Annotated in this window: 28 protein-coding genes; 3 read left to right on the forward strand and 25 right to left on the reverse strand. The window is 35.0% G+C overall.

Annotated features, from left to right (window positions below; all coding sequences use genetic code 11):
* Positions 1-6: 6 nt before the first annotated feature.
* The 25 genes from ATZ99_RS07295 to ATZ99_RS07415 all read right to left on the reverse strand — a co-directional run bounded on the left by ATZ99_RS07295 (position 7) and on the right by ATZ99_RS07415 (position 18,600).
* Positions 7-579, reverse strand: coding sequence for a hypothetical protein (locus ATZ99_RS07295; RefSeq protein WP_068748578.1), 573 nt, complete (start codon positions 577-579; stop codon positions 7-9).
* Positions 579-1,169, reverse strand: a complete 591-nt coding sequence (spoIIIAF, locus tag ATZ99_RS07300; protein ID WP_068748579.1) for a stage III sporulation protein AF — start codon at positions 1,167-1,169, stop codon at positions 579-581. Before spoIIIAF ends, ATZ99_RS07295 begins: the two co-directional genes overlap by 1 nt.
* 4 nt (positions 1,170-1,173) lie before the next feature.
* Complete coding sequence (gene spoIIIAE / locus ATZ99_RS07305; protein WP_068748580.1) at positions 1,174-2,346, reverse strand: stage III sporulation protein AE; 1,173 nt, start codon at positions 2,344-2,346, stop codon at positions 1,174-1,176.
* 13 nt (positions 2,347-2,359) lie between these two features.
* Complete coding sequence (gene spoIIIAD / locus ATZ99_RS07310; protein ID WP_068748581.1) at positions 2,360-2,746, reverse strand: stage III sporulation protein AD; 387 nt, start codon at positions 2,744-2,746, stop codon at positions 2,360-2,362.
* Between the two features lie 33 nt (positions 2,747-2,779).
* Complete coding sequence (spoIIIAC, locus tag ATZ99_RS07315) at positions 2,780-2,980, reverse strand: stage III sporulation protein AC (protein WP_068748582.1); 201 nt, start codon at positions 2,978-2,980, stop codon at positions 2,780-2,782.
* A gap of 17 nt (positions 2,981-2,997) precedes the next feature.
* Entirely contained in the window at positions 2,998-3,519 is a 522-nt protein-coding gene (gene spoIIIAB, locus ATZ99_RS07320) for a stage III sporulation protein SpoIIIAB (RefSeq protein WP_068748583.1), read from the reverse strand.
* Positions 3,509-4,525, reverse strand: coding sequence for a stage III sporulation protein AA (gene spoIIIAA / locus ATZ99_RS07325; RefSeq protein ID WP_068748584.1), 1,017 nt, complete (start codon positions 4,523-4,525; stop codon positions 3,509-3,511). Before spoIIIAA ends, spoIIIAB begins: the two co-directional genes overlap by 11 nt.
* A gap of 99 nt (positions 4,526-4,624) precedes the next feature.
* Entirely contained in the window at positions 4,625-5,110 is a 486-nt protein-coding gene (locus ATZ99_RS07330) for a CD1247 N-terminal domain-containing protein (protein ID WP_068748585.1), read from the reverse strand.
* A 19-nt stretch (positions 5,111-5,129) separates the two neighbouring features.
* Positions 5,130-5,687: an elongation factor P gene (gene efp / locus ATZ99_RS07335; RefSeq protein WP_068748586.1), complete on the reverse strand. Its 558-nt coding sequence runs from the start codon at positions 5,685-5,687 to the stop codon at positions 5,130-5,132.
* Between the two features lie 45 nt (positions 5,688-5,732).
* Complete coding sequence (locus ATZ99_RS07340; RefSeq protein ID WP_068748587.1) at positions 5,733-6,806, reverse strand: M24 family metallopeptidase; 1,074 nt, start codon at positions 6,804-6,806, stop codon at positions 5,733-5,735.
* A 78-nt stretch (positions 6,807-6,884) separates the two neighbouring features.
* Positions 6,885-7,442, reverse strand: a complete 558-nt coding sequence (gene pilO, locus ATZ99_RS07345; protein ID WP_068748588.1) for a type 4a pilus biogenesis protein PilO — start codon at positions 7,440-7,442, stop codon at positions 6,885-6,887.
* Positions 7,443-7,468: 26 nt separating this feature from the next.
* Positions 7,469-7,996, reverse strand: coding sequence for a PilN domain-containing protein (locus ATZ99_RS07350; RefSeq protein ID WP_068748589.1), 528 nt, complete (start codon positions 7,994-7,996; stop codon positions 7,469-7,471).
* Position 7,997: 1 nt separating this feature from the next.
* On the reverse strand, positions 7,998-8,873 hold the full coding sequence (pilM, locus tag ATZ99_RS07355; RefSeq protein WP_068748590.1) for a type IV pilus biogenesis protein PilM: 876 nt from the start codon (positions 8,871-8,873) through the stop codon (positions 7,998-8,000).
* Positions 8,874-8,885: 12 nt separating this feature from the next.
* Positions 8,886-9,158 (reverse strand): late competence development ComFB family protein, encoded by a 273-nt coding sequence (locus tag ATZ99_RS07360; protein ID WP_068748591.1) that lies wholly within the window; start codon positions 9,156-9,158, stop codon positions 8,886-8,888.
* A 31-nt stretch (positions 9,159-9,189) separates the two neighbouring features.
* Positions 9,190-9,717, reverse strand: coding sequence for a PilW family protein (locus ATZ99_RS07365; RefSeq protein WP_068748592.1), 528 nt, complete (start codon positions 9,715-9,717; stop codon positions 9,190-9,192).
* Positions 9,689-10,072 carry a prepilin-type N-terminal cleavage/methylation domain-containing protein gene (locus ATZ99_RS07370; RefSeq protein ID WP_068748593.1) on the reverse strand — a complete coding sequence of 128 codons (384 nt, stop codon included), beginning with the start codon at positions 10,070-10,072 and terminating at the stop codon, positions 9,689-9,691. The genes ATZ99_RS07365 and ATZ99_RS07370 overlap by 29 nt, the downstream gene beginning before the upstream one ends.
* Positions 10,073-10,097: 25 nt before the next feature.
* Complete coding sequence (locus tag ATZ99_RS07375) at positions 10,098-10,544, reverse strand: GspH/FimT family protein (RefSeq protein WP_068748594.1); 447 nt, start codon at positions 10,542-10,544, stop codon at positions 10,098-10,100.
* A gap of 19 nt (positions 10,545-10,563) precedes the next feature.
* Complete coding sequence (locus tag ATZ99_RS07380) at positions 10,564-11,298, reverse strand: prepilin peptidase (protein ID WP_068748595.1); 735 nt, start codon at positions 11,296-11,298, stop codon at positions 10,564-10,566.
* Positions 11,299-11,461: 163 nt separating this feature from the next.
* A complete protein-coding gene (locus tag ATZ99_RS12225) occupies positions 11,462-11,788 on the reverse strand; it encodes a competence type IV pilus major pilin ComGC (RefSeq protein ID WP_281178172.1) in 327 nt (108 codons plus the stop codon).
* Positions 11,789-11,850: 62 nt separating this feature from the next.
* On the reverse strand, positions 11,851-13,056 hold the full coding sequence (locus tag ATZ99_RS07390) for a type II secretion system F family protein (protein ID WP_068748597.1): 1,206 nt from the start codon (positions 13,054-13,056) through the stop codon (positions 11,851-11,853).
* Positions 13,057-13,065: 9 nt separating this feature from the next.
* Positions 13,066-14,118 (reverse strand): type IV pilus twitching motility protein PilT, encoded by a 1,053-nt coding sequence (locus ATZ99_RS07395; RefSeq protein ID WP_068748598.1) that lies wholly within the window; start codon positions 14,116-14,118, stop codon positions 13,066-13,068.
* A gap of 2 nt (positions 14,119-14,120) precedes the next feature.
* Positions 14,121-15,806, reverse strand: a complete 1,686-nt coding sequence (locus tag ATZ99_RS07400) for a GspE/PulE family protein (RefSeq protein WP_068748599.1) — start codon at positions 15,804-15,806, stop codon at positions 14,121-14,123.
* Between the two features lie 81 nt (positions 15,807-15,887).
* Complete coding sequence (locus ATZ99_RS07405; protein WP_068748600.1) at positions 15,888-16,400, reverse strand: YqeG family HAD IIIA-type phosphatase; 513 nt, start codon at positions 16,398-16,400, stop codon at positions 15,888-15,890.
* Positions 16,401-16,534: 134 nt separating this feature from the next.
* A complete protein-coding gene (hcp, locus tag ATZ99_RS07410; RefSeq protein ID WP_068748601.1) occupies positions 16,535-18,163 on the reverse strand; it encodes a hydroxylamine reductase in 1,629 nt (542 codons plus the stop codon).
* A 20-nt stretch (positions 18,164-18,183) separates the two neighbouring features.
* Positions 18,184-18,600, reverse strand: coding sequence for an RrF2 family transcriptional regulator (locus ATZ99_RS07415; protein WP_083947409.1), 417 nt, complete (start codon positions 18,598-18,600; stop codon positions 18,184-18,186).
* Positions 18,601-18,764: 164 nt separating this feature from the next.
* Here ATZ99_RS07415 and rd point away from each other — a divergent pair, with 164 nt between their 5' ends.
* Genes rd through ATZ99_RS07430 form a run of 3 tightly spaced genes read left to right on the forward strand, consistent with a single transcriptional unit; the run spans position 18,765 to position 20,621 of the window.
* Complete coding sequence (rd, locus tag ATZ99_RS07420; RefSeq protein WP_068748602.1) at positions 18,765-18,926, forward strand: rubredoxin; 162 nt, start codon at positions 18,765-18,767, stop codon at positions 18,924-18,926.
* A 2-nt stretch (positions 18,927-18,928) separates the two neighbouring features.
* Complete coding sequence (locus ATZ99_RS07425) at positions 18,929-19,432, forward strand: ferritin-like domain-containing protein (RefSeq protein ID WP_068748603.1); 504 nt, start codon at positions 18,929-18,931, stop codon at positions 19,430-19,432.
* 13 nt (positions 19,433-19,445) lie between these two features.
* Complete coding sequence (locus ATZ99_RS07430; protein WP_068748604.1) at positions 19,446-20,621, forward strand: FprA family A-type flavoprotein; 1,176 nt, start codon at positions 19,446-19,448, stop codon at positions 20,619-20,621.
* Positions 20,622-20,639 lie beyond the last annotated feature (18 nt).

A 20,639-nucleotide genomic window follows, 5' to 3' on the forward strand; every position in this document is an offset into this window, starting at 1 on the left:
CCTCCTTTAGTTTTTTACATAAGGAAGAACATTAATTTTGTAAACGGGAATATTCAAAAGGGTTGATGCGGCTTTTGTTAATCTATCCACCGTTTCCGAACTTTCACCGCCCTCTGCGACAATTAATACACCTTTTATTTCCGGGATAATTTTCTTTACTATAAATGCTTCGCTTTTATTGTCCTTATTGACCAAAACCACCTGTTTATTTACTTCCTTTTCAGTTACCGTCCTCATCCCCCCCTGGTTATCTTTTTCTTCCGTTATAGTCTCTCCTTCCACAGTGTTAAAGGCAGGCTCGACCTCTTCCTGACTTCCAAAGGTTATCATTACCTTAACCCTTCCAACCCCCTCTACCCGGCTTAAAACTTCCTCCAATTTCCCTTCTAAATTTTTTTGATAGTCAACAGGTACCATATTTTGAATATTTTCATTTTGTCCTGTGGTAAAATTAGTTTCTTTTTTAAAAATAAAACCACCAACAGTCATAAATAATATGCCTATAATAAAAAGGCTTAAAATTATTTTATTATTGAATACCAAGTTTATTATCTTTTCATCCTTCATATAATTTTTCATCAATACCCCTCCAACTTCACGTAAATTCTTTCTTTCGGTACATTGTAAATGCTGCTTAGTGTTTCAATTAAATTGTTAATTTTATCATCGTTTCCGCTGATTACATTTTTTGTTAACTCCACCGATACTTTTTTTACTTTATTTCCGGTCATTTCCCCCTTAGGCCTGATTTCCATATTAATAGACGCAATTTCTCCAAAATCATTATTCTGTCTTTCTTCAATTATTACCGATACCTTTTCCACTTCGTATCCAGTCATTCTTTCGATTTGATATTTGATAATATCTTCTATTTCTTTCCTGTAATTTTTTATAATGTTTTTCCTTTGAACTTCATCGGCAGAAAATCGGTAAAGGGTTTCCGTTTCTCGTTTATCCATGTAGCTTTTAATACCAAAGTAAGCTTGATCAAAAATTCTGTCTTTGTCTAAAAAGGCAATTATGGGATTTAAAAGCGCCAATACAATTAACATTCCCACAACTACTTTTACATACCTTGCAAAGCTACCGTTAGGAATTAAAAAATCGATAAATACGGAAAACATGACTATAGTTATTATCTGCTTTACCCATGAAATCACCGATTCCATTATTTCACCTCATCATCGTGGCTGCATTGCCCGCAGATAGTATTACCGTTATGGCTATAAAAAACATTATAGAAACCGATGCAACGCAAATAATCACAAGTACTAAACTATTTGCTATATCCTCTAAGCTTTTTACCAGGGATTTTTCTCCAAGAGGTTGAATAACAGCAGCTGCAATTCTGTAAATAAATATTATTGAAAAAATTTTTATTACCGGAAATGCTGTTATAACGATCACAACAATTAAACCTACCAAACTCAATGCATTTTTTATGATCAGCGAACAACCTATTACCGCATCTACAGTATCCGCAAATACTCCGCCGACGATGGGAATCAAATTTTTTGATGCGAACTTCATCGTCCTGATAAAAATTCCGTCTACCGCAGAAGCCGCAGCACCCGTTACAACAATAGTTCCTAAAAATACACAAAGGAATATACCTATAAGAAGTATCATTATTTGCTTCATCAAAGTAGCTAATTGGGAAACATGAAAACTATCCGAAATATTGTTTACTATATTCAATATCGCTATTAAAAGTACTATAGGAAGGATAATATCTTTTATCCATGTACTGGAAGCAGTAATTGCAGCAAAAATATACGGGTGTAAAACCGCATTTGATACCTTTCCGCCTACTGCTAAAAGAAGGGACATCATAACCGGGACAAGGGACTGAACAAAGGCAACCATTCGGTCTATTGCATTTTTCCCTGCCGAAATGGCTACGTAAAAACTTTGTACCGCGATAATAATTAATACCATGTATACCACACTGTGCGCTAAATTACTTATATTATTATTTTCAAAGTTTAATTCCATATTTTTTAAAACAGCAAAGACCACTGCCATTGCTATTAGTTTGGCAAGAAGGGCATAATTTGCTTTTATTTCCTTAAAAAAATATTCAAAAAGGCTTATAAAAAAGTTTTTGACATCAAATCTATTCTTTCCCCTTATGAAATCCAGGATAAAATTTATATCAAAAGAAGGAACGTAACCCTCATACTCCTTTTCTATTTCCTGTAAAAAGGAATTTATTCTATTGAGTTCCATCTCTTTAAGTTGTTTTTCCACTTCATCGGTAATGTCAGCAAGACAAGTCTTAGAAAAGAAAATATTAAAGAAAATTATCAATACCGTAATTATCATTACATATAAATTTTTTTTCAAAGAGATCCTCCTCTTAAGGAATTATCTTAAAAAGGGTCTGAACTACTGCAAAAATAATAGGGATTGAAAGATACATTATTATTGCTTTTGCTGCAAATTCTATTTTCGATGCTACGGAAGCAGAGCCGTAATCTCTGCAAATCTGTGCACCGAACTCCGCTATATAGGTTATTCCAACAATTTTCAATATGGTGGTAAAATAAAAAGACTGAATATTGGATTTTGAAGCCAGTTCGCTTAATACCTCTATAACAGAATTTATTTTGTTTAGCACAATCAGGAAAATAACTATTCCCGCGACAATTGAAAGCTGGATTGCAATCTCCTGACGATCCTTATTTAAAAGTACAATAAAAATCGTGCAAACTATCCCAATTCCAACTATTTTAATAATTTCCATTTACATACCCCTTCAAAGTTAATTTAAATTTATTTAATAATATATTTGAAACATCGTTCTTATATTAGAAAATAAACGGGTAAGCAGGGGTATAATCATCAATAGAACTAAGATAACACCCGCGAGTGTGGTAAATTGAGCCTGTTCTTCTCGCCCCGACCTTATTAAGACGCTATTTATAATTGAAATCACAATTCCAATAGCTGCTATTTTAAATAAAATATTTACTTCCATATACATCTCCTCCCGATTTATATTAGCAAAAGTACTATCAAGAGACCCGTCATTACCCCTAAGTATTTCCATACTCTTTCATTTTTCTCTTTTTCCTCTATGGCTTTGTGTTCCTGGGACCTAAGTTGAGAAAGAGTTAGCCTTAATTTGTTAATTTGATCCTCTCTGTCGGAAGTTCCTAAGTATTTTCCGAAAGCATCAAGTATTTCCATGTCTGTCTCGTTCAGTGATTTTGTCCTGGAAAAAGCCTTCAAAGCTTTTTCCCAGGCTTCAGCAGCAGTCAAACCCTCCGTAGAGTTTATATACTCCTTTGTTTTAGAAAATAAAAAGGAAACATCCTTATCGCATCTTAAAGCAACATTGCGCAACGCCTCAGGCAAAGGAGAATTAGAATAATTTATTTCCGTTTCCAGCATCGAAAGAGCATTTTGTAATTGCCTCAGTAATTTAGGCCTTTCACCGTAATATTTTGCTACTATAAATCCAATTGAAGAAGAGGAAAACAGAATTAATAAGCCCCCGATGATTTTAAACCACATTTAAATACCCCCCTTTAATCAAGTTAATACTGTAAATTATCTCAAAATTTTCATTCAGCACTTTTTCCAGGGTCCCTGCTCCTTGAGAAAACCCCAGAATTATATATCTTTCAAAAATACCCCGTTCAATAATTTCCCTTAAAATCGGCCTTTTTTTTACATCTTCTATATCTCTGCCATGAGCTGTGGTTATTAGTTTTACTCCTGAATTAATTGCTTCTTCTATAGCAGCTACATCTTCAGCCCTGCCTATTTCATCGGTAGCAATGATTTCCGGCGACATTGATCTTAAGAGCATCATTATTCCTATGGCTTTGGGACATCCATCAAGAACATCCGTTCTTATTCCCACATCTTTTTGGGGTTTTCCCTCGAAGCAGCTGGCAATTTCTGAACGCTCATCCACCAGACCCACCTTAAATCCTTTAAGATGCAGTTTTGGGTCACCATCGCTCACCTGTCTTATAATGTCTCTTAACAATGTGGTTTTACCTGCCTTGGGAGGAGATAAGATCAGGGTATTTAAAATTTGACCATCTTTGTCTATGATAAAGGGTAAAACTTTCTCAGCCACCCCTTTTAATTCCTTTGCAACGCGAATATTGAACCCTGTAATATGTTTTAGAGTTCTAATTTTTCCATTTTCCATTACAGCTTTACCCACCAAGCCTATTCTGTGCCCTCCTTTTATAGTAAGGAAACCATTTTTCAGTTCTTCTTCCAAGGCATAAATTGAATTCTGACTAATTATTGAAAGAAGTCTTAAGGCATCATCTTCTGTAATTTCATAAGCTATTGATGGATTCTTAGTCAAATTACCCTGGGGTGTTACAAAAAAATCGTTTCCTGTAAAAACCAGTGTAAGAGGTTTTCCCACTCTGATTCTTATTTCCTCAACCTTTTCCAGCAAATCTCCCTCGATTTTCTGAATAATTCCCCGGATATTAGACGGCAACACCGGAAATATATCTTTCTCTATTACTTTTGAGAATTTTTCAATGTACAAACCTTGTCCCCCCTTTGTTATAAATTTATATTTAAATTAACCCTTCAATATGACTTTAATCTTATAAAAAAAGACAAAAAAAAAGAGGGATACTCCCTCTTAATCTTCTTGTTCTTTACTATCTTCATCAAAATTAACATTTATTACCGTCTTGCAATTTGGGCATTCCGTGCTGTCGTTTTCCAAAAGACTTCTATCTATATATATCGTCTCGCGGCAGTTAGGACATTCCAATTCCACAAGGTCGCTCTCATCTAAATCAATTTCTTCATAATCCTCATCGTCGTAATCATCCTCATCTAAATCTTCATCTTCTTCGTCTTCATCTTCATATAAATAATCCTCGTCCTCTTCGTAATCATCATCCCCGTATACATCTTCTTCCAATCTGCCCAGATCTTCGTCAAGGCTTTCTACATATTCCTGGGTTGCTTCGGAAAAAGCTTTTACTTCATCAATTTCTTCAGCCATTGCCTCAAGTAAATTAATAATTTCTAAAAGCAATCTTTTTTCTTTAGAATCCTCCAATCCCAGCCCGTCTGCAAGACCTTTCACATAAGCTACCTTTGCTTTTAAATCACTCATAATTATCCTCCTTTAATTTTTATACTCGGCTCAAATACTCACCCGTCCTGGTATCTATCCTTACTACGTCACCTATTTCAACAAAAAGTGGTACCTGAACTACCGCTCCAGTTTCCAGAGTAGCCGGTTTTGATCCTCCCGTAGCAGTATCACCCCTGAAGCCGGGCTCAGTTTCCACAACCTTGAGGTCAACAAAGGTGGGAAGTTCAATACCTATAGCTTTGCCCTCATAAAAGACCACCATTACTTCCAAGTTTTCTTTTAAAAACTTCAGCGCATCACCCAGCTGTTCTTTAGTCAGAGGTACCTGCTCATAAGTTTGAGTATCCATAAAATAGTATGTACCATCAGTCTCATATAAATACTGCATATTTTTTCTTTCCAGTATAGCCCTGTTTAATTTTTCTCCTGCCCGGAAGTTCCTTTCAAAGACCTGTCCGGTTTTAACATTTTTGATCTTGGTTCTTACAAAGGCTGCACCCTTTCCTGGTTTAACATGCTGGAATTCAACAACTACATATACTTCTCCATCAATTTCTACGGTGACACCGGGTCTTAAATCATTAGTTGAAATCATATAAAATACCTCCATTCTTAGTATTTTCATTAAAAGAATTTAACATTATAAGATTATCAAATCCTTGCTGGATTTTGTCAAGTTCTTAATGCCATGTTCGGTAATCACTACCAAATCTTCGATTCGTACACCACCGAAATTTTCTATGTATATTCCCGGTTCTACTGTTACTACCATCCCCGGCTTTAATTCTTCCTCGCCCAATTTTGAGAGCCTTGGCTCCTCATGAATCTCTAAACCAACACCATGACCCAATCCGTGTCCAAAATTTGAACCAAAACCATTATTTTCAATTATGTCTCTTGCAATCTTATCGGCATCTTTTCCTAAAATTCCTGCTTTTATGTACTCCAGAGCTTTTTCCTGAGCTTCCCTGACGATCCGGTATATTTTTATCTGTTCTTCACCGGGTTTTCCTAAAAATACCGTCCTGGTCATATCGGAACAGTAATGATTATACTTTGCACCAAAATCCAGGGTTATAAAATCTCCGTATTTTAATTTTCTTTCCGTTGGTTCACCATGAGGAAGGGAAGCTCTTTCACCGGTAGCTACGATAGTCGGAAAGGATAAACCTTGGGCCCCATTCTTTTTAATAAAAAACTCCAATTCTAAGGAAATCTCTTTTTCCGAAACTCCGGGTTTTATGTAATCCAAAATATGAATAAACGCCATATCCGCAATTCGCTGAGCAGTTTTTATATTATCTATTTCTTCCTCTTCCTTGATCATCCTTATTTTTTCTACAAGACCGCCTACTCTTCCTATTTCTATCCCTTCTAAATTTTGATTTAATTCTTCATAAGTTTTTAATGTTACTACATTTTCTTCAATGCCGGTATTTAAAATATTATTTTCCTTTAATACCTGAGCAAGAAGGCTAAAAGAGGAAACCCCGGGTTTGTATTCTATTACATCGCAATGCGGGCTTTCCTTTTTGGCCTGTTCAACGTATCTAAAATCTGTAAATATGTACATCTTAGTTTCGGTAACCAGCAAAAAGCCTTCTCCGGTATAGTTGCAAAGGTAAAAAATATTTTCCGGCTTAAAAATAACAGCGGATAATAAATTTTTTTCCTTTAATGCATTTACAAGTTTTTCAATCCTCGTGCTTACCAAATTAACCCTCCTTTCCCTTTTATAAACCGTTTACCTTAATATTACCATATTTGTATTACAATTTACAGGATTATAAGTTTAGAAATAGCAATACCTTACCTTCAATTCTGCACTGCCCGCATTGCCGTCATTTAAATTAATACTTAAGTTATCTATAAAGATTAACCTTTTTTGTTTTTCTAAATCTGAAAGAAAAGAGTATAAACCTTCCTTGCTACCTTCTACCTGTATAGAAAAAAAGGCATATTTTTCTCCACCTTCTCCTTTATTTCCACCCTCAGGTTTAATTATTAATATTTTAACCTTATTTTTAGCAGCTAAAAAATCTATATTTTCCAGCACATCTTCAGCGTTACTGCTATCGGGAAGCACACTTTTCAATTCTTCTCTTTTTCTCTTATACTCTTCTAAATTCTTTTTCTCCCTAACCAGCTCATCATAATAATCCAGAATTTTTTTATATTCTTCCCTTAAAGCGATTAATTTTTCCTGTTTTTGCTTGTAATCATCAAGCCAGGGTATAAAAAAATTCGTAAAAAAATAAAAAATAATCACTATCAAAAGTAAAAAAAGCAATTTTTTTTCCCTCTGGCTTAGTTTATTATTGATTTTTAATGAAAACAATTTTCCTTTCATTCCTTTTCCCCCGGTTCATAAAATATTCAAAAACTCAGGGTAATTTCAAAGTAAAATATATTTTTTGAGGAATCGAAACGAACGTGATTTAAATTCACTTCTTTTAAGTTTTCAATATACTTTAAATTTCTTAAAAAATTTGAACAGGAAGATAAAGAAGAACAATAGCCAGCGATCGAAATAGAAGTGCGGTCTTTCAAATTTATAGATGTTAAATTTATATCCGCAGATTTTTTACTTTCAATTTTACTTATAAGGTCAAAAAAGTATATCTTACCTTTAATCAAAGAATCGTATATTTCCTTTCTTTTTTTAAGATCTTTTAATTCCTTTTCAAAATCCTTTTCCTCTCCTATCTGTTTATTTATCTGTGATATATTATTCTGATAAAAAGCTATTTCTCTCTCTAATTTGTAATTGAAGGCAAAAAAAATGCCTAAATAATAAATGAAAAGCGTAAATATTATTATTAAAACAATAGAAGATACTACTAATCTTTTTTTATTTTTTCTTTTCAAAACTATATCCTGCGGTATTAAATTCAATCTGTTCATCCTATCCCCTCATCGCAAATCCTAATGCATTGCAAAAATCTGCAAGGTCAAAAAGGGTTTCATTTTTTAATACTTTTATTTTTAAATCCTGGAGGTTAAGCTCTCTTGCAAAAAGGATGTCTAAGTTAAAATTTTCAAAAATAATTCCCCCAATGTGCGATAACTTGCTTCCGCCTCCCATAAGTAGAACCTTATCTACACGTTTGCCTTTTTTTTGAATAGAATAATAATCTATAAATCGTGAAATTTCCTGGATAAAATCCAGGGCTTTTATTTTTCCAGAAGAAACCGAAAAACTAAAGGTTTTGCTGAAAAAAAACAGACCGTTTTCCAAAATTGTGGCCTCAGTGTGGTGCTGTCCCAAATCCAGAATAATTACCACTTCATCCTTAAACCTTTCCTTAAAAACCCTGTTTACTGCCAAAGGGTAAACATCTACCGCTTCTACATAAAACCCTGCTTTTTCAAAGGCCTCGATATACTCCTTTATTACCGAAGTGGGGGCTGCAGCTAAGAGCAACTGTACACTTTTTTCGTTTTCCAAAATTATCTCATAATCAAAAGTATAGTCATCTTTTATAACCATAGTAAAATCCTGAGATTCCCAGTAAACCGCTTCCTTCATCTCCTTGGGCTTCATTCTGGGGAGGGAAACATTGCGGTATATGATATGTTTTGATGGAAGGCCAAAAATTACACTTTTTTTCCCTAATTTAGATCGAATATCTTTCAAAATGGGGATTATATCCTCATTCTCTCCTTTTTCCAGCTTAATAAATTCCTTTATATAAATTCCATTTTTTGTTTTATAAGCTTCAACTGCTTTAATATAAAAACTACCCAGGTCTATACCAATCCTTGATTTATAAAACGACATGATTACACCTCATCAGTGATGCGGATTTTTTGATACTATTTCTATAGCTTTTACGATTTCTACCAGAGCATCCGCCCTGAATTGCTGGCTTAATAATTGTATTTTGGTAAATACCTCCCCTTCTTCCGTAACGGTGTATTTGGGAGGCAGGTGGTTTAAGGCTATTGCCATGATATCCAGCCTGCACCTTTCGCAGTTACAAAAATCCTTCTTTTCCGTCAAAATTTCATCCAGTATTTGAATTACCACGTCTTCCATAAAATTTTTTAATTTCAAAGTTTTCATCCCCTCATCCTCTCCGTAAATAATCATGTAATTAATCTAATAATAACGATAAAGGGATAATTTGGGAATAAAAAACATATTCTGTTTCATTGTATTTCAATTTTAAAGCGATTTTTACCTTGCTCAGGTTTTTGTCCTCCCAGGAAAAATATAAATCTTCCACTTGCGCAACAGGGTTAGATGTTCCGTTGCTTTCCCTTAATACGGTATTAGTGGCACTATTAAAATAATAATATACAGTCTCCCTTTGCCCCTGGGAATTTATATATGCGACCTCTATTTTTTTATAATTACCGCTTCCCGAATAGGTTTCATCCAGTAAATTTATCTCTTTTGCATATTTAATATCTTCCTCAATTCTTGTTAAAACAGTTCTGGCATTTAAAAAGACATCGCTTTTTTTTAATATTACTCCGTAGGTGGACAAGGTTCCTCTGTATGCCCCTAAAGCAGTTGATATAATAAGTCCCATTATGGCAACGGTTAATATAACCTCTATCAGAGTAAATCCCTTTTCGTGCCTTTTAATTTTAATCAAACCTTCCTTTAAAAGTCGCAATTGTAACCGCCCCGCCTTTTCCGTTTTCACTCTCAACAGTTACGACCAGCTGAAGCAAACAATTATTTTTAAAAATAATTTTTGTTTTTCTATTGAACACTAGCCCATTATATTCTATATCCTTTTCTTCCTCTTCGTAATAACTTTCATTAGCGGGAATTTTTGCGTAAAGTTCCCCAAAACTTTTTGCAAGCATTTCTTCCATTTTTTGCTTTGCTAAAAATGTCAAAACGGTTTTATCCAAGCTTACGCTTTCAGTAAGCAAATTATCATTTAACAGCATATAGCCCGGCACAAAAATCAAAGCCAAGAGAGCAACAGCTAAAACAACTTCCACCAGGGTATACCCTTTCATAATAAAACCCCATTACGTAAAAAATTTAATATACCGGGGGAGAATCGCCGATCCTTACCCTCGCAGTCACGGGAGTTACTATAACATAATAGGTTTTATATTTCCCTGAAATTGCAACGGTTCCTCCCTGAGAAGGAACTCCTGATGGGTAAAACTCTAAAGTGTTACCCGGAAAATTGGTATAGGAAAATTTTACACCGGGAGGTAAAACGAATTTGCTCCCCTGAATAGAAACTAATATTTGATAATTGTCCTTAGAATGCAAATCAAAAATTAATCTTACCGTAACTCCTTCCGATAAAGCCTTCTCTCTTGCCAAAGCAATATGCCTCGCCACCTGCTGACCGGCAAGATTTAGCTTAAAATTTTCTAAGGTAGACTCAAATCTTGGCAGGGCAAGGGTTGTAATTATGGCAAAAATTGCAATAATAATAAGCAGTTCAATTAAAGTAAAACCCGAATTTTTATTCATTTAAACCTCTTTTCAAAATTTATTTAAAAAGGTTAAAATAATATTTTAGCAATTCCTCTCCAAAAAGTATCGAAAATATAGCGCCTAAACTCAAAAAAGGCCCAAAGGGGATTGGATCTTTTAAATTTTTTCTTTTTATAAAAATTAATATAATCCCGATAAAGGCCCCTACTACAAAAGAAGTTAAGATCGACAGCAGTATAAACCTTATCCCGGTAAAAAGTCCTATCAATAAGGCGAGTTTCACATCCCCGCCCCCCATACCTCCCCGAGAAAGCAGGAAAATCACTGCCATAAAGGTAAATCCTATTAATCCGCCCAGAAGTGAGGTATAAAAATTTTTCTCGATAAAAACGAAAATAATACCGCAAACTAAGCCGAATATGATAATTTCATCGGGCAAAATGTAATGCTCCAGATCTATAAAGGTTAAAGATAAAAGCACGCTTACAAAAAGGGCAAATTTTATAAAACTCAAATTATAACCGAATTTAAAGAATAAAAGAGTAAAAAGTATTCCGGTTAAGAGCTCTATAAAAAAATACCTTATGGGAATCCTTTCACCGCAATTTCTACACCGTCCCTTTTGTAAAAGAAAGCTCACAACGGGTATAAGCTCAAAAACCTCCAGCCTTTTTTTGCAAAAAGGACAATGAGAGGAGGGATATACAATGGACATCTTTTGAGGAACCCTGTAGACTACAACGTTTATAAAACTTCCGATTATTGCACCCAGGATAAAGGAAAAAAGCATTATATCCCTCCGAAAGGAATTTTATATTCAGATAATGTTTTTATTATTAATAATTAATATTAAAAAATAAATATTTCAAGAAATTTTTGCAAAAAGTATTTTTAAACCTTTCAATTCTTAAAAACTTACATTTAACGTTTAAATTTAAAATTAAATAATTAATTTACTGCAAAGTATAACTTTTTTTATCTGTTGCAACACTATAGCTAAAATCGGTATTATTAGATTTTTTAGGAATTTTATCTAAATAACCACTGGAAACTAAAACATCCAAACTAGTAGGATATTCTCCTTTTTCTGCGTTATATCTTTCCAATGCATTAATAATTAAAGATTTATTCATTTCATCTGCGTTAGATTTTGCAGTTCCTACAATATTTCCTACCCTCGGTATCGCTATTGTTGCCAAAATACCAAGAACTGCGACAACCACAATCAATTCAATCAATGTGAACCCCTTTTTCTCTTTTAACATTTTTCTAATTCTCATCAACATGCCCCCCTTGCACCCCCTTTCTTCTATATTAAAAATTTATAAAAAAATTTTATGCCTTAATAAAAGTTGTATATTGTAAATATGGGCATCACTACCGCTACTACTATAAAACCTACAACTAAGGCTAAGGAAACTATCATTACGGGTTCTATCAGGCTCAGCAGTCTTTCCCTTTCAAATTCCATTTCGTTTTCGAAAAATCCCGCTGTTTTTGTAAGCATTTCTTCCAGAGCTCCTGCTTCCTCTCCCACTCCTATCATTTTTATAAGCATAACCGGTAGTTCGCTATTTTCAAGAGCTTCGTATAAACTTTTTCCCTTTCTTAAATCTTCCCTTGCTTTTTCCAGGTCCTTTTTGAAAACCCTGTTTTGTATTACCCTTTCTGCAACCTCTAAGGATTTTAAAATGGGTATACCGCTGGCAATAAGTATCGCAAGGGTATTGGCAAAGTTTGCTGTTATCCCTTTTTTTATAAATCTGCCAATTAAAGGTATGTTAAGCTTATAGTAGTCCAATTTTATTGCTATTTGGGGATTTTCCATTAATTTGTAATATGTAATAATTAATAATATTGTTATTAGTAACATTATTGACAAGATGATATTAAATTTCTGACTTATCATCAATAGCAACCTTGTGGTAAGGGGAAGTTCTGCCTTTGCTTCCGCAAACAAGTTTATAAAAGTAGGAATTACGCTGTTCATTAAAAATACAACTACCAAAAAAGCCACGATACTCAGCACAACTGGATAGGTTAAGGAATTTTTTACTTTTTCCGTCTGCTTTGAAAGGTTTTCAAAGTAAACGGAAATTTTTTTCAAGACATCATCCAGCCTACCGCTTACCTCTCCTGCTTCTACCATGTTTACGAGAATCTCCGGGAATATATTGCTTTGATTTTTGAAGGCTTCCGCTAAGGTCAAGCCTCTTTTTAAATCGTACACCATCTTTTCTAAGGTCTTTTTAAAAACCGGGTTTGCAGTTTGTTGAGAAATAATATTTAAACAATCAATTAACGGAATTCCCGCCTCCAGCATAATGGCAAACTGCCGGCAAAAAACGGCAAAATCCTTATAGCCAATACGGGATGTGAAAAGCCTCAGAGTATCCATCAGGCTTTTATTTTTTCTTTTTTCTATCCTGACGGGAATATATCCCTTTTTCTTGAGCATTTCTGCTACTTCGCTTTTTTCGCTGCATTCAAAAAAACCTTCAATTATTTCTCCCTGAGGACTTATTCCCTTGTAGTAAAAATTTAACATGCACTTCACCTACTGTATGAAGCTTAACTCGGTAATATGTTTATCGTGGACCTCTTTTGATATTAATCCCCTTTTAAACAGGTTTTGAATAGCCTGCTCCATTGTTTGCATACCAAACCTTGCTCCGGTTTGAATTGCAGAAAATAATTGATGCGTTTTTCCCTCTCTTATCAGATTCTTTACCGCAGGGGTTGCTATTAAAATCTCAAAAGCCGCAACCCTACCGTCTCCATCCTTCTTAGGTAAAAGCTTCTGGGCCACCACGCAGAGCAAAATATCCGAAAGCTGGACCCTGATCTGATTTTGTTGATGGGGAGGAAATATGTCTATAATCCTTTCTATCGCGCCCGCAGCGCTGGAAGTATGTAAAGTGGACATGACAAGGTGCCCGGTTTCTGCAGCGGTAATAGCCGCAGCCATGGTATTCAAATCCCGCATTTCTCCTATCATTATGACATCCGGATCTTCCCTTAAAGCCGAAACCAGAGCTCTATCAAAAGATCTGGTGTCTTCGCCTAATTCCCTCTGATGAATTATGCTTTTTTTATGCCGGTGGAGGTACTCTATAGGATCCTCAATGGTTATTATATGGCAATTTTTCTCTTTGTTTATATAATCTATCATTGCGGCAAGGGTAGTAGATTTGCCGGTGCCGGTAGGCCCCGTAACTATTATTAAACCCTTTTCCATTAAAGAAAAATTTTTTAAAATAGAAGGAATTTCTAGTTCTTCAAAAGAGGGGATTTTGTCAGAAATTGTCCTAATGGCAAGAGCAGGAGTACCCCTCTGCAGGTATAAATTTACCCTGAATCTACCCAAACCGCTAACTGAATAGGCAAAATCTATTTCTCCGTTTTCTTTAAATTTATCAAATTTTTCCTTGGTCAATATAATCCTTGTTATTTCTTCCAAATCTTTTACGGAAAATTTTTCTTCTTCTTCCATCAGGAAAAGTTTTCCATCAACTCTTAAAACCGGAGGAAGATTCACCGAAATATGTATATCCGAGGCTCTTTTATTCAAAGCTTTTTCTAATATTTTTAAAAACCTTTTTTCTTCCATTTTCAATCCTCTTCCGAATAAAGTACTTTTAATATTTCATCTAATGTAGTTATCCCATTTTTAACCATTTCCAATCCGACATCTTTCATCGACTTAAAACCAATCTTTTGGCTTTTCTCTGCAATTTCCCTATTAGTGGCTTTTTTTGCGATTAATTCCCTTAATTCAGCGCTTATAGGTAGAATTTCCGCCAAAACAGTTCTACCTTTAAATCCAGTATTGCTGCAGAAGTTGCAGCCTTTACTCTTATACAGTACAAGTTCTTTATCATCATCAAAAAAGGCTTTTTCGTGGGGCAAGGGTTCGTATTTTTCCTTGCAGTAAGGGCAGTTTTTCCGCACCAATCTTTGCGCAATAATTCCTACAAGGCATGAAGCGACAAGATAAGGTTCAAGTCCCATATCTAAAAGTCTTGTAATTGTTCCTATCGCATTATTGGTATGAAGGGTTGAAAACACTAAATGGCCTGTTAATGCTGCTCGAACCGCTATATCTGCGGTTTCCGCATCTCGTATTTCTCCCACCATAATAATATCCGGATCCTGCCTTAAAATCGAACGCAAACCGCTGGCAAAGGAAAAACCCGTCTTCATATTTATCTGCACCTGATTTATGCCGTTTAAAATATATTCCACCGGGTCTTCCAAGGTAATAATGTTTTTCGTAGGGTTATTTATCTTGTTCAGCATGGAATAAAGGGTTGTGGTTTTCCCGCTCCCGGTAGGGCCGGTAACAAGGATCATTCCGTAAGGAATTTTTAGGATCCTCTCTATTATTTCTATTTGCTCGCCATTAAAACCCAGTTCTTCAAGCCCCAAAAGGGAATGCTTTCTATTAAAAATACGCAAAACTATTTTTTCTCCGTGGACGGTTGGGAGGGTAGACACCCTGACGTCAATATTATTGTTTTCTATCTGAAGTTCTAAATGCCCGTCCTGAGGCAAACGGCGCTGGGTGATGTCCATCCCCGCAAGTATCTTTATCCTCGTTAGAACGGATGGAAGCAAATTTTTGGGCCATCTTATTACTTCATAAAGTTCACCATCTATCCTGAATCTTACCCGTATGTTTCTTTCTTGGGGTTCTATATGTATATCGCTGGCGTTTTCTTTTACTGCCTGATTAATAACAGTATTAATAAGCCTTATAACAGGTGCGGTTTCTTCTTCAGAAATATCAACAATGCCAATGCTTTCATCTTCAGTAGCTCCGATTTCGATTTTTATTTCCTGGAGCACTTTTTGAATAACTTCTTTGGATGAGTAATAATTATCAATCGCTTTTTCTATTTCCGACTTTGTAGCCAGCACTATTTCCACATTTAATCCGGTGAGCATCTTTATATCGTCAATTGCAATAATATTAAAAGGGTCGTTAACGGCAAGAGTGAGGGTATTGTTTTCAACCTTTACGGGAAATACCGTATATTTCCTTGCTATGGCTTCAGGTAAGATCTTTACTATTTCGGGTTCAATAAGGTATTTATGTAAATTAATTTTGGGAATCCCCAGCTGAAATTCCAAAATTTCCACCATTTCTTCTTCACTTATATAACCTTGTTTTATCAAAATTTCTCCCAATCTTTCACCGGTTTTTTTCTGTATTTCCAGGGCTTTATTTAATTGTTCGGGGGTTATCAGTTTTCCTTCTAAAAGAATATCCCCGAGACGTTTCCTGTTTTTTGTCATTTTCGCACCTCAAGCCTTTTAAAGATTAATATTTTATTTCAACATATTATGAATAATTCCTTCATTTTTTGACGATTTATATCAATTTTTATCGGATTCTTTTTTCAAAACCCTTTTGAGAATCTTTGCTTCAATCCTCCTCATAAACCGGGTAAAGAAAAACTCCTTTTCCACCAATGGTCTAACAAGTATAGCAAAAAGTCCAAGTCGCTTTGCACCCAGAATATCTGTAAAAAGCTGGTCTCCTATTACCGCTGTTTGTTCCTTTTCCGTTCCAAGAATTTTCATGCCCTTAATATATACCCTCTTTGCCGGTTTAAAGGCAATACCTTCAACCGCAGGTATGCCCAATTTTTCTGCGCATTCTTTTATTCTGCTCGCCCTGTTGTTAGAGATAATGCAAAACTTGAAACCCATTTTTTTTGCATTTAAAAGCCATTCGGTCATTTTTTCATCTATCCTTGAAGAATTCCAGGGAAGCAGGGTATTGTCAAGATCGATTAATATTCCCTTAATATTTTTCTTTTTTAGCAATTCTAAGTCCAGATCATAAACACTGTTTAAATAAATATCGGGCACAAGAAATTTTATCATATAATCTTTACCCTTTCCCAATACACATTATATTTTATTATAACATATATATATTTGCTTCGAAACTTTCATATATATGATCGGATTTTTATATCAAAAAAAGGAAGGGAAATTTTTCCCTTCCCAATTTTTAACTACCCGATCATAGATTTTAGATCACTTTGTACATCGGAAATGCCTCCGATATTGAATTTCTCTACGAGAACTTTGGCCACGCCGGGGGATAAAAATGCAGGTAGTGTAGGTCCAAGGTGTATGTTTTTTACACCCAGGTAAAGCAAAGCCAGCAACACGGCTACCGCTTTCTGCTCGTACCACGCAATATTATAAACTATGGGAAGTTCGTTTATATCATTTAAACCAAAAACTTCCTTTAATTTCAGGGCTATTACCGCCAATGAGTAAGAATCATTGCATTGCCCTGCATCCAGAACCCTCGGAATGCCATTTATATCACCTAAATTTAATTTGTTATACCTGTACTTAGCACATCCGGCTGTAAGAATCACAGTGTCCTCAGGCAAGGACTTTGCAAATTCAGTATAATATTCCCTGCTTTTCATTCTTCCATCGCACCCTGCCATTACCACAAACTTTTTGATTGCCCCCGTTTTTACTGCCTCAATTACCTTGTCCGCCAATGCAAGCACCTGATTGTGAGCAAAACCGCCGATAATTTCACCTTTTTCTATTTCTACAGGTGGCTGGCATTTTTTAGCATGATCTATTACCTGGCTGAAATCTTTTTTCCCATCAGATCCGGTTGGAATGTATTTTACCCCTTCAAAACCTACTACATTTGTAGTATAAAGCCTGTCTTTATAACTTTCCTTCGGAGGCACCAAGCAGTTTGTTGTCATTATTATGGGCCCGTTAAAGCTTTCAAATTCTTTGTCCTGCATCCACCATGCGTTTCCGTAGTTTCCTGCAAAATGAGGATATTTCTTAAAAGCTGGATAATAGTGGGCCGGGAGCATTTCTCCATGAGTATAAACATCAACCCCGGTACCCTTTGTTTGTTCTAAAAGTTCCTCTAAATCTTTTAAGTCATGGCCGGAGATTAATATGCCCGGATTATTTCTTACTCCGATGTTAACTTTTGTTATTTCCGGATTACCGTAGGTAGAAGTGTTTGCTGTATCAAGGAGTGATAAGGTCTCTACCGCATATTTTCCGCATTCCATAGCAAGAGAAAAAAGTTCGTCGGCAAAAATATCTTTTCTTAGTGTTTGAGCCAAAGCCTTTTCGATGAATTTGAAAATCTCTTCGTTTTTATAACCCAAAACATATGCATGATAGGCATAAGCTGCTATTCCTTTAACTCCATAGGTTAGTAATTCTTTTAAAGACCTTATATCTTCATTTTCTTCGGAAAGAATTCCTACCTTTTCCGCCTTCGTAAGAAATTCCTCTTTTGTGCCTTTCCAGGTGGCTGCATCGGGTAGTTCGTTTTCATCTAAATTAATTTTTGATATTATCTCCTCTCTGATTGATAATCCCTTCTCAATAGCTTTTACAAAGTACTCTTCATCAAAATTTACATTAGTCAGGGTTGAAAAGAGGCTTTCTATTATAAATTTATCCACTTTTTCATCGGTAGCCCCTTTTTCCCTTGCTCTTTGATTAACATAAGAGATTCCTTTTAATGTGTAAATAAGTAAGTCCTGCAATTTGGCTGTATCCTGCGATTTTCCGCATACACCCCTTAATGTGCACCCTTGATTTTTTGCCGCTTCCTGGCACTGAAAGCAAAACATGGACATATTTCCCCTCCTCTAATTATTTAAATATAATCGCTTAATTTTTTATTTTTAATAAAAGCTAAAAATTCAGCATACAATTTTTCAAGGATACCTTCAAAAATACAATCGTTAAAATAGCATTTTTTATCGTATCCTAAAGGGCATTCCCTTTCTTTAATTGGACCTTCCACGGCTTCATAAATGTCGTATAAAGAAATTTCTTCGGGTTTCTTTGCAAGAATAAATCCACCTTTTGGTCCTCTTACGGAACGCAAAAGTCCGGATTTTGATAACCTTTGCATTACTTTTGCAAGATGTGCTTCGGATGCATTCAGTTTTTCCGACATATCCTTTACGTTTAGAAATTCCCCATCTTTCGTTGAAGCAATTAAAACCATACTGTGAAAAGCAAGAGAAAGCATTTCTGACATTTTAAAAATATTGATTATTTTTTTCACCCCCTCTATTTTGGTATTATAATACCTAAATACCTTTTTGTCAACATCTTTGTTAAAGTTTTTGAAATTATTATAAAATAATGTTAAAATAACGTTGAAAAATAATGGAATTACTGGTATATTAAATAAAAATTAATAATAAAATACAAAGGGAGGAATCTACAATGAAAAAATACATTTGCGATGTTTGCGGTTATGTATATGACCCTGAAAAAGGCGATCCGGAAAATGGAATAAAACCGGGAACATCTTTTGAAGACCTACCCGAAGATTGGACTTGCCCTGTTTGCGGTGCAGGCAAAGATATGTTTAAAGAGGAGGCTTAACATTGAACGAAATATATAAAAAGGCCATTGAATTTGAAAGGAAAGGCTTTGAATTTTATAAAGAAATTGCTGAAAAGATGAATCAGCCCCTTGCTAAAAGGCTCTTTGAATCACTGGCAGAGCAGGAAAAGGAACATATCCATTTTATTGAAGATATTTATGAAAAAGGCAATTTTGAAATTGGCATTGCAGAATTGAAGCAAATAAACAAAATGGAAGAAGATATTAAAAAGGTGTTTTTTGAAATAGATAAAGAAAAACGAAAGGCACCCCTTGACCATATCGAAGGGTATAAACTTGCTATGGAGCTTGAAAAAAAGGGGTATGAAATGTATAAAGATTTTGCAAAAAATTCAATCGGAAAAGAAAAAGAGTTTTTCGAAACTTTGATGGAACAGGAGAAACAACATTTCGAATCCTTAAACAATGTTTACAGGTACTTATCGGAATCGGAAATCTGGTATTCTGAAGAAGAAAGTAAGGTTTGGAACTGGATGAACATGTAAGGGGTGTTTTTGTATGAGAAAAATTCAGGAAGGTATTTTCTGGGTAGGAGTGAACGACTGGCAACTCAAGGATTTTCACGGACTTACCGTTAATGGAGGGTCCTATAACTCCTATCTTATATTAAGTGATAAAAATATATTAATAGATACGGTTTACGAAAAATACGCCGAGGATTTGTTAAAGAATATAGAAGAAATAATACCCGCTAAGAATTTAGACTATATATTTTTACTTCACTCGGAAAATGATCATTCCTCTTCCCTGCCCTATATATTAAATTACGCCGAGAAGGCAAAAATACTCTGTACAAAAAAATGTGCCGGTTTTATAAAAAAGCTATATCAAATACCTGATGAAAGGATAAATTTAATAAAAGATAATGATGTAATTAGTTTAAAAAACTTTTCAATAAAAGTTTATGAAACACCCATGGTTCACTGGCCGGATACTACTTTCGCCTATATTCCAGAAAAAAATATTTTATTTTCTACTGATTTTCTGGGAACCCAGATTCCCGCTGAACCTTTAATAATAGAAAATGTATCAACTATAATTGAAGAATCAAGGGATTACTATACCTTTTTAATGAGGGCTTACTGGGAACAAGCTGTAAAAGGAATAGATAAGGTGGTAGATCTATCTCCGGAAATTGTCGCTCCTTCTCATGGCCCCATATTAAAAGGTAATGCAGTTAAAGAAATGATATCCAACTATAAAAGATGGTCTTTAAATCCGGAGACAAAAAAGGTAGTTATAGCTTATGTCAGCATGTGGAAGGGAACAGAAAAAATTGCAAAGCTTTTAAGCGAGGGAATAAAAAAAGAAAATGTAGAAGTTAAAGAAATTGATTTAGCAAATTTCCCGTTCTCTGAAGCTATTTCCGAAACCCTTGAAGCCGGAGCTGTACTTTTGGGAAGCCCCACTTTTGTAAAAGGCTATCATCCATTGATGCATGCTTTTCTCTCCTTTTTGGAAATGATAAAACCCGTCTGCAAAATGGGTATGGCTTTTGGTACTTACGGATGGGCCGGTATAGGTGTAAAGGCTCTAAACGAAAAAATGAAAGAAATTGGTGTAAAAATCCTCTGTGATCCCCTGTTAATAAATATGACTCCCGACGAAAACGAGGAAAAAGCTATTATTGAAAAAGGAAGAGAAATTGCTAAAATAATTAAAGAAAACTATTAACTTTAAAAGCTGCGACTT

Origin of the sequence: Thermovenabulum gondwanense (assembly GCF_001601575.1) — a bacterium.
Lineage (GTDB): Bacteria > Bacillota > Thermosediminibacteria > Thermosediminibacterales > Thermosediminibacteraceae > Thermovenabulum > Thermovenabulum gondwanense.